This window comes from Candidatus Hodgkinia cicadicola (assembly GCF_002774925.1).
In genome coordinates, this window is sequence record NZ_NXGO01000101.1 from 1 (window position 1) to 10,179 (window position 10,179).

Consider the following 10,179-nt stretch of genomic DNA (forward strand, 5'->3'; position numbering starts at 1 on the left):
TTGGGTTGTTAGTTTTTCCTTTGAAATGTCGATGTTTAGTATCAGCTATCGCTGCTAAGCTTTTATATCCTCCTCATGATCAACCTAATCCAAATATTTTAAGACCATCTAATAATCTCTTATAATCTTCAATTTTTTTGGTTTTGAGTGTAAACGATATTATACCGTTGCTTAATTTGTAGTCTCTTTTCCAAAGTTTATGATCTGGAGATCAAGGTAGAATCGGACTGAATACATGATCTACATGATGGGATGTGGTTAAATATTTACAAATCTTAACAACGGAATTATGATGATGATGTAATCGGACAATGGTTGATTTCAGACTTTTAAGAATCAGGTTACAATTGTAACTACTACTTGTTATTCCAATGGTTCTTTTAAAGGTATTAAATGTCAATGAAAGGTTTTTTGTTATAGATATTGATCCAATAACAACATCCGAACATCCTGTTGGGTATTTAGTTAAAGCACATATCGATATATCGACTCCTTGTGTTATTGGTTTGTATATTAAGGGTGTTGCTCATGAATTATCCATTGATATAATACATCTATTCGAACGTTGCTTTATATATTTACAGATTGAATGAATATCCAAAATTTCAAATGTATTTGAACATGGTGATTCTAAATGGATTAACTTGGTGTTGGTTCTAAGTAATGTCTTTAAATTATATTCATCTCTTGGATCAAAGAAATCTACATGTACATTGAACCTTGTTAAGAATACCTTACAGAATTGTTTCAAGGGACTATAAACAGAATCTACTACCAATGCATGGTCGTTTGGTTTAAGTATACTTAGAAATGTTGATGTTATTGCCATTAATCCCGAACATGTTATTATTGTTTCATTGGATCGTTCCAACATGCTAATTGCTACACATAGATCATTTGTTGTCGGAGTACCATGTGTTCCATAGGTGTATTTTTTGTTATTCTTTATCATTTCGGATGTATTCCTAAATAAAATTGTTGATCCATTAACAAGGATGTTGTTCACAAATCCGTTATTCATATCATCAAATGCTTTTATTAAACTGGTACTATCAGCTAGGTTGTTATCGATGTTTGTTTTAATTTTGTTTAAGTAATTGATTCTGTTAGTCATTGGTAGATTTGTTATCAGGGGATAAGGGAATTTAGAACTGTTACTATTTTGTTTTAAATCAATATTATGTTCATCTTTAATAATCTATATCCAAAGATTAATAACCAAAGTTATCAAAGGGGTTAAACCTGTTTAAGTTCGTTGATTTTCTTGGTCTTCGTCATATTCTTCTTCTTCATAGTTATCTTCTTTATCAGTTTCATAGTAGTTCTCATAATCTTCTTTTTCTTGTTCTCGTTTACATAGATTATCATAAAGCTTAGCTAATACAATGATGTAGAAAGTTAACCATCTATAATCTGTCAACGAATACACCAGAATTGGTATTGGACTTAACATAAATATTATTTTGTTTCAAATTCATCTTATTACCATTTTTATCTTTTGTGTTAGTCATCTTATCGGTTTATAGAGTGGTTCTAATTTGTAGTTTAAATACCATCAACAAACCAAAAGTCCATAAATTAAATATATAAGTACATCGATTAAACTCATAGATGTTATTTTTGTAAATCATTTACCTATTATGTTCTTAACATGTGATAACTTGTTACAACAAAGAGTATATATGTTTAACATGTGTGATTTCTAATCAAATAGATGTTTATCAGTATAAGGTTATACTGTTAATTAAATGAAACCTATTCATAAGTTGAAGAATAATTCCAATACAAGAAAATGATAAGCATGTTTAAATGATATTTATCTGGACGTTGTCATGTTTAATTAATTAAAACCGATAAATTTGTAAGTTTTATTTATAATATTTAGAATAAAATTATTTAGTAGTTATTAATTTGATGTTGAAAGGTTCAAACCCTTTAATTACGTTGTTAAAGTAACATAATATTTTAAATTAAACTCCTATTATTCGTTACAACGTTATAACGTGAAATATTTTTTTTGGGTGGTATAGATCATAAATTTAATTTGGAATTATATTTAAATGTTTAAAGATGTTGATTTTGGTTATTCAATAGTAGTTTTAAAGATATAAATTCAACACAACAAAATCATAATATTAATATATATGAGGGTGTTTGGTTAATCAAACTTTATTAATATTAATACTTATAAAGTATACTAATCAATAAGCATCAATTATATCAATGCTGGGTTACAATCTTGTAATCAAAGGTTTAACTTAAGCATATATGTTTGATTTTTTTGTAATTGTGTTAACATCCGAATGTTATAATTAAAGATCCAATGATAAGTCATTAGTCTGTGTTGTAATGATTTAATCAAATAATTGATGTAAATATGTTGGTTTTAATAATTGTGATAGGTGTTATCTATGTAATTCATAACATGTTTGACATGTTTTGTTCGCTTGTATTGTTAATTCTTATAAGTTATAAGATAATATCAATCAGAGATTTATTTATTTCATTGGTTTATAATTTAAAGCAACAAGGTTTAAAGGAGAGATGTAATATTAAGTTCAAATTGATGTGTGACTTGATTGATTAACATAACGTTGGAGTTAATAAAGTTATCGAAATGTTCATGTTTATTCAATTAAACAACAACCAGTACAGAATATCTAGAAATATGTTAATAAGATTAATGACCGATAGTTTTGTAAACCATAGGACCATTGTGGTTGCAAAGATTATAGTATTTAGATGTGGAAATGATCTGATCTATGTTAATGGAACCAATTGGTTGGCTTTAGGTAAAGTAATTGGTAGTTCTGTTGATGTTGGATGTTTATGTTGTAAATTTAAACGAAGAAAAGGTTATAAAAGAACATACGGATATAGAAATGTTATAACTATGGTGTATTTCACGAAAATAATAAAATTATAAGTAATAAATCAATTGATATTTGTTCGAGATAGATGTTATGGTTGGGATGTTTTTTTTGTTATCCAGTAGTCATAAAGATTTAATTAGGTGATAAGAACTGATATCCCGTGATAGATAATTAGTGTTCAGGATGTTGTATCGATGATTTGTTGGTAAGTTTTATCCTGTTTTAGTTAAAAATTAACATGAAGTAGAATAAAATTAATGATAATGGAGATATAGAATTGGTTCTGTGAAATTATAAATCATGAAATCTAATGAGATTTATTTATCCTATCCCACATGTTAGAGGGGATGATACCCACCAATAAAACCTTAATTTATTACCTTTAATTAAAAAGGATAAAAAAAGGTGTTTAAGATTTTAACTATTCATGCTAAACATGTTAATGCGTCGTTGTTCTTAAACTAAATTACTGAAGGGCATAAGTAGTTACTTCTATCAGTTTTGTTCGTTAATTTTTGTTTATAGCTTTTGAGATATTAGTACCAGTCAGCTGAAATATGTTACCATACTTACACATCTGGCCTATCAACGTGATAGTCTATCACTTCTCTTAATAGAATGTATTTTCGGTTTAGCTTCCGGCTTAGATGCATTCAGCTGTTATCTATTCCATACTTAGCTATCCTGCCATGCCGTTTGGCAACGACAACAGGTATACCAGAGGTATGTCCATCTCGGTCCTTTCGTACTAGAGACAGGATCCGTCAACATTCTTTTTCCCACGGCAGATAGGGACCGAACTGTCTTGCGACGTTCTGAACCCAACTCACGTACCGCTTTAAATGGCGAACAGCCATACCCTTGGGACCTTGTTCAGCCCCAGGATGCGATGAGTCGACATCGAGGTGCCAAGCAACCCCGTCGATAAGAACTCTTAGGGGTTATTAGCCTGTTATCCCCGGCGTACCTTTTATCCGTTGAGCAATGTCCTTTCCACTTAGATTCATTGGATCACTATGACCGACTTTCGTCTCTGCTCGACATGTCTGCCTCGCAGTCTTAAGCAGGCATATGCCATTGTACTCTACCGACGATTTCCAAACGTCATGAGCCTACCTTATGTACACCTCCGTTACTCTTTAGGAGGCGACCGCCCCAGTCAAACTACCCACCTTGCATTGTTTCACATCAAGATTGGCTTGTAGTAATAAAGATATTATTTGACAATAGGATGGTGTTTCATTGATAGCTTATGTTAAACTTACGTCCAACTTTCATCGCTTACCATCTACACTATACAATTGATCAAAATACATCGATACAAGGTTATAGTAAAGGTGCACGGGGTCTTTCCGTCTTGCCGCAGGTACCCCGCATCTTCACGGGGATTTCAATTTCACTGAGCTTGTGCTGGAGACAGCGAGGAAGTCGTTACGCCATTCATGCAGGTCGGAACTTACCCGACAAGGAATTTCGCTACCTTTGGACCGTTATAGTTACGGCCGCCGTTTACATGGGGTTTCATCAAAACGCTATTAACATTTAGATTTCACTTACCAGCACCGGGCAGGCGTCAGACTCTAGACTTCATCTTACGATTTTGCAGAGTCCTGTGTTTTTGATAAACAGTCGCTTCCTCCATTTCTATTATACCCAACCTTGGTTACCCAAAGCGGGTTATGTTTCTCCCGAAGTTACACATACAATTTGCCGAGTTCCTTCAGCACAATTATCTCAAACACCTTAGTATACTCTACCCAACCACCTGTGTCAGTTTTTGGTACGGTCTATATCCACAAGTTGTTTCTTGTTAACAATTAAACGTATGCCAATCCAATCCAAATAAGGATTTAGACAAGGTTTAAATTAAGTCACTTGTGAAAGGCTCACGAATATTAACGTGATTGCCATCGGTTATGCGCTTGCGCTTGGCCTAAGGTACCGGCTAACCCTATTCGGAACATCCTGGAATAGGAAACCTTGGTCTTTCGGTGTGAAAGATTCTTACTTTCAATTATCGTTACTCATGTCAACATTCTCGCTTCCGATGTCTCCAACAACCCTCACGGATTGCCTTCTATGACTTACGGAATGCTCTGCTACCACATTGCTCAAATCGGCAATGTCCTTGACTTCGGTACTGAACTTAGTCCCGTTACATTTTCGGCATAAATATCCATCAATCAGTGAGCTGTTACGCTTTCCTTAGATGATGACTGCTTCTAAGCCTACATCCTGATCGTCTTCGAACATTTACAGCCTTTCTCACTTAGTTCAGATTTAAGGACCTTGATCAAAGGTCTGGGTTGTTTCCCTCTCCACTACGGACGTTATCGCTCGCAGTGTGATTATCAATTAAATTCAACAACAGTATTCAAAGTTTGGTTGAACTTTAATAAAATTCTTCATTTTAACTGTTCATCCAGAGCTCTACCCCTGTTGAGATACAATTAACAACCTACCTACATAGGTTTCGCAGAGAACCAGCTATCTCCGAGTTTGATTGGCCTTTCACCCCTAACCACAGATCATCCCAACGTTTTGCAACACGTACGGGTTCGATCCTTCAGTCAATAAATATTAACCTTCAATCTGTCCATGGTTAGATCACTCGGTTTCGGGTTTGAAGCTGCAAACTTATTATTGCCCTTTGTGGACTTGCTTTCGCTTCGCCTAGATTCAATTATAAGCTTTGCTTGCAACAACAACTCGTTGACCCATTATACAAAAGGTACGTCGTCAGATCTTTTAATCCTCCGACTGCTTGTTAGCATCCGGTTTCAGGATCTGTTTCACTATCCTGTTCGGATATCTATTTCACCTTTCCCTCACGGTACTAGTTCACTATCGGTTATGCATATATATTTTGGCTTAGAAGGTGGTCCTCCTATATTCGAACGAGGTTTATCGTGTCTCGTTCTACTTTATTCATAATTCTGATGCCAAACAAATTCAAGGGCTATTACCTTTGTTGCTTGTTTTTTCAAACAATTGTTGTTGACAACAAAATAAACAGCCAAGGTCTGGTTTCACTCACCGCTACTAACAGAATATCCTAGATAAATCTTCCTACAGGTACTAAGATGTTTCAGTTCCCTGTGTTTATGACACCTTTGGATCGAATAACCAAAAGTCCTCAATCAGAGGAAATAACATTTCATTTTCTTCCATGTTTTTGTCATTTATTATGCATACCAAGGCATCCACCAGATGCTTTATCAGACACTATATTCTTTCTATTAACTTAATAAAATATAAATATATATGAGCCAGAATAGTTGTTAGATAAAAAAACTAAAAGTGTTTAATAGTAACAAATTATAGACTTGTTTGTTGTTCGATATTCTGTTGGTTCGATATTCTTCTGCGTTAGAAACAAAAAAATGGTGATTAAGGATGGATGTAACCATCAACAGGTTTTATTCTTTACCAATAATCACCACCCTACAAGAAAACGTGAAAGAATAGGGTAACTGGTGTACCCAGTCATCGAACTATAGTACTGAATTAGTACTAATTAAACAAACCTTATACTACCTCAAATTCTTCGAAGTACTAATAATCTTGACTAAAGACTATTTTTTTGTTTGTTTCAGCCACAGGTTCCCCTACGGCTACCTTGTTACGACTTCACCTCGGTCACCAATCTTACATTGATTTCTAAATCTAGAAATTTCGGATAAAATCGATTCCCATGGTGTGACGGGCGGTGTGTACAAGACCCGAGAACGTATTCACCGTGGCATGCTGATCCACGATTACTAGCGATTCCTACTTCATGTACTCGAGTTGCAGAGTACAATCCGAACTAAGACAACTTTTTTGAGATTAGCTCCACCTCACGATATTGCGACTCTTTGTAGTTGCCATTGTAGCACGTGTGTAGCCCAGCCCATAAGGGCCATGATGACTTGTTGTGATCCTCACCTTCCTCTAACTTTTAATTAGCAGTCCTCATAGAGAGCCTATTTGTTTCGGCAACTATGAGCAAGGGTTACGCTCGTTATGGAACTTAACCATACATCTCACGACACGAGCTGACAACAGCCATGCAGCACCTGTTCAAGGCATTCTTACAATTGTAAGCGGCATATTATTTCTAACATGTTTAGCCAAAAATGTCAAGAGCTGGTAAGGTTCTTCGTGTAGATTCGAATTAAACCACATGCTCCACCGCTTGTGCGGGTCTCCGTCAATTCCTTTGAGTTTTAACCTTGCGGTCGTAGTCCCCAGGCGGAGTGCTTAACGCGTTAGCTATACAATTAAATATAAAATATACAACCTACTGATATATCCGAAGACATATTTTCGAGATGTATATTTATACCAGACTGTTAGCACTCATCGTTTAGGGCGTGGACTACCAGGGTATCTAATCCTGTTTGCTCCCCACGCTTTCGTACCTCAGCGTCAACTTAACCCAATGAACTGCCTTCGCCTTTGGTACTCCTCCAAATATCAACGAATTTCACCTCTACACTTGGAATTGTGTTCATCCTTATTAAGTTCGTAGTTATGCAGTATCAACACCTGTAATGAGATTAAGTCTCAAGATTTAAATGTTGACTTACAAAACCGCCTACATACCCTTTACGCCCAATAAAACCGAACAACACTCGCTCCCCTCGTATTACCGCGGCTGCTGGCACGAAGTTGGCCGGAGCTCTTGTTTATTTACTATCATTATTATCATTAAACAAACAGAGTTTTACAATCCAAAGTACATATTCTGCACTCCTTTTATAGGACCTTCGTCACTCATGCGGCATGGCTGGATCAGGCTTTCGCCCATTGTCCAATATTCCCCACTGCTGCCTTCCATAGAAGTTTGGGCCGTGTCTCAGTCCCAATGTGGCTGTCCATCCTCCCAGATCAGCTATAGATCATTGCCTTGGTAGGCTTTTACCCCACCAACTAGCTAATCTACCGCAAGCTCATCTTGTTCCGAAATGTTCTTTACCTGTTGCAGGAATTATACGGTATTATCTTAAGTTTCCCTAAGCTATCCCGTTGAACAAGGCAGATTCTCACGTGTTACTCACCCGTTCGCCGCTAACAACCCGTATAAGGTTATTCGCTCGACTTGCATGTGTTAGGCCTGCCGCCAGCATTGTTCTGAGCCAGGATCAAACTCTCAATAATTCTAAGTTATACCTTTGTATAACCTAGTAGGTTGTCTAATGTTCGATCTTAGGTACGGAGCAAATAGGGATTAGTTAATTCCCACGTTGCCAATATAACTATACTGTTCTGATAATTATCTTTCTAATTTATCTGATAAAAATATAAATCCAAACGACAAGACATATAAATATCCATCAAAGTATATAAAACCACTCATATTTTTGTAAACATAATTAAAAGATAAAGATATATATAAACTTATGATAGATGTTATGACCTATCGAGGTATAAAGCCGTAAAGAATTAGTAACCTTCAACTATTGAAGGACAAACGACATGATATTTAAACAAAGAAATATTTAATAGATTATACCATTTATTCCAAAATCAATTAATTCAGCTACGGAAACAACATATAGATGTTGTGTTTTAGATATTTAATAAGCTATGGTTTTAATTATAATTCTATTATCTCTAATAACCTCTTAATAATTATATAAAGATAAAGAAAGATATGGTATGAATATTTGTATATCAAACAATATTTGATAGGTTTTATAAATCAAACGGTATTACAACAAAACTATACATGAAACTAATCAATTAAAATACTTCTTTCAATAAGATCTGTATTTAAACAGTTATTCAAGAAATATTTATTAATCATTAAAAGAATTAACAAAATCCTAATGTGATATGGGGTATAAACACCATATTAGCTATCAAAATTAATACAAGTTATTAAAATCGAACATATTAGCTATCAAAATTAATACAAGTTATTAAAATCGAACATATATTATGATCAGACGATGTATAATGGTGCGGGAGTGCCTAACCCAACCTCCCTTTATTTCTAACTAATTTGTAGGCGTTTTAATTTCTTGTTCATCAGGTTTGGATTGATCAGGTTTTGATTGATTTTTATTTAAATTTTGTATCAAATTATCAATACTCATAGTTTTATTATTATCTAATCACTTCATCATTCCAGATATAACATCAAACATATCCATAGTTATGAAATAATCAGCCATCGACATAATAGCAGCATCTTTATCAATATTAACGGCAACAATCGTTTTAGCATCTTTAACACCAATCATGTGATGATCTGATCCAGATATACCAAATGCAATATAAAGCTTAGGAGTTATAATCGAACCTGTACTTCCAATTTGGAATCCAACTGGAACACATCCTAATTCAACAGCACCTTTGGTTGCTCCGATGGCTGCACCAAGCTTCAATGCCAATGGCTTCAACCAAGTCATAAAATTCTCTTCGGTACCAAAACTTCTACCTCCTGCGATAACTATATCTGCCTTTGATAACTCTGGTAACTCCATATTAATCTCAACCTTTGAATAGGATAACAATTTCATTTGATTTTTAATAGGGAAGTTAATAATCTGATATCTAACATCCTGTATAATTTCAATTGGTTTTACAACTTCGTTTCCTTCCTTCTTATTATCAATACTTACCTCTTTTGGTTTATCCTCACATGTTTTGATTTCTATTACCTCTAAACTCTCCTTATTTACACTTATACTTGTTGGTTTCTGAGTAGTAACATCAGAAATAGGTTCCTCATGTTGAACCTCTTTTTCTTGAACCTCTTTTTCTTGTACAACTTTGTTTTCATTAATCAAATTATCTTTTGAATTTAAATTGTCCTTTGGATCATCAATCTTTTTATCTTTATCATCTACAATATCTTTATTAATGACAACGGTATCAATCTTTTTATCTTTATCATCTACAATATCTTTATTAATGACAACGGTATCAATCTTTTTATCTTTATCATCTACAATATCTTTATTAATGACAACGGTATCAATCTTTTTATCTTTATCATCTACATTTGAACTTAAATTATCATTACTACCCGAATTATCATTATTTTTGTTTTCTTCAATTTGTTTTTTCTCCCTCATTTCTATATCAGGATCAACTATCAACGATAATTTAACAGATATTAACCAAGGTTTATTACATTTAAAACCAACATGTTGATTTACCATTCCAGCATGAGCTGTCCTAACGAAAATATTATCACCTAAAATATCATAAACATTAGAAATCCCATAACGATTCACAGCTGCAGCAGCTCTACATATAACATTATGATAACAAGAGTCGGTATCAGCAACAGTTACATCATAATTTAATATCA

Annotated in this window: 4 protein-coding genes and 2 rRNA genes; 1 reads left to right on the top strand and 5 read right to left on the bottom strand. The window is 34.1% G+C overall.

Annotation, left to right across the window (positions count from 1 at the left end; translation table 4 throughout):
- Window positions 1-1,114: PLP-dependent transferase (locus tag MAGTDC_RS03455; protein WP_146657061.1), on the bottom strand; the 1,114-nt coding region annotated here is incomplete at its 3' end.
- Window positions 1,115-1,246: 132 nt separating this feature from the next.
- Window positions 1,247-1,489: a hypothetical protein gene (locus tag MAGTDC_RS05025; RefSeq protein WP_192573202.1), complete on the bottom strand. Its 243-nt coding sequence runs from the start codon at window positions 1,487-1,489 to the stop codon at window positions 1,247-1,249.
- Window positions 1,490-2,623: 1,134 nt separating this feature from the next.
- On the opposite strand from MAGTDC_RS05025, the gene MAGTDC_RS03465 reads away from it, so the two are divergent.
- The gene (locus tag MAGTDC_RS03465) at window positions 2,624-2,926 is read left to right on the top strand and encodes a bL21 family ribosomal protein (protein WP_192573203.1); all 303 of its coding nucleotides are present in this window, start codon (window positions 2,624-2,626) and stop codon (window positions 2,924-2,926) included.
- A gap of 462 nt (window positions 2,927-3,388) precedes the next feature.
- Here the strand turns inward: MAGTDC_RS03465 and MAGTDC_RS03470 are convergent.
- The 3 genes from MAGTDC_RS03470 to MAGTDC_RS03480 all read right to left on the bottom strand — a co-directional run bounded on the left by MAGTDC_RS03470 (window position 3,389) and on the right by MAGTDC_RS03480 (window position 9,964).
- Window positions 3,389-6,106 (bottom strand): 23S ribosomal RNA (locus tag MAGTDC_RS03470).
- A 347-nt stretch (window positions 6,107-6,453) separates the two neighbouring features.
- Window positions 6,454-8,015, bottom strand: a 16S ribosomal RNA gene (locus MAGTDC_RS03475).
- Together the 16S and 23S rRNA genes form the textbook arrangement of a ribosomal RNA operon.
- Window positions 8,016-8,857: 842 nt before the next feature.
- Complete coding sequence (locus MAGTDC_RS03480; RefSeq protein ID WP_192573204.1) at window positions 8,858-9,964, bottom strand: electron transfer flavoprotein subunit alpha/FixB family protein; 1,107 nt, start codon at window positions 9,962-9,964, stop codon at window positions 8,858-8,860.
- Between the last annotated feature and the right edge of the window lie 215 nt (window positions 9,965-10,179).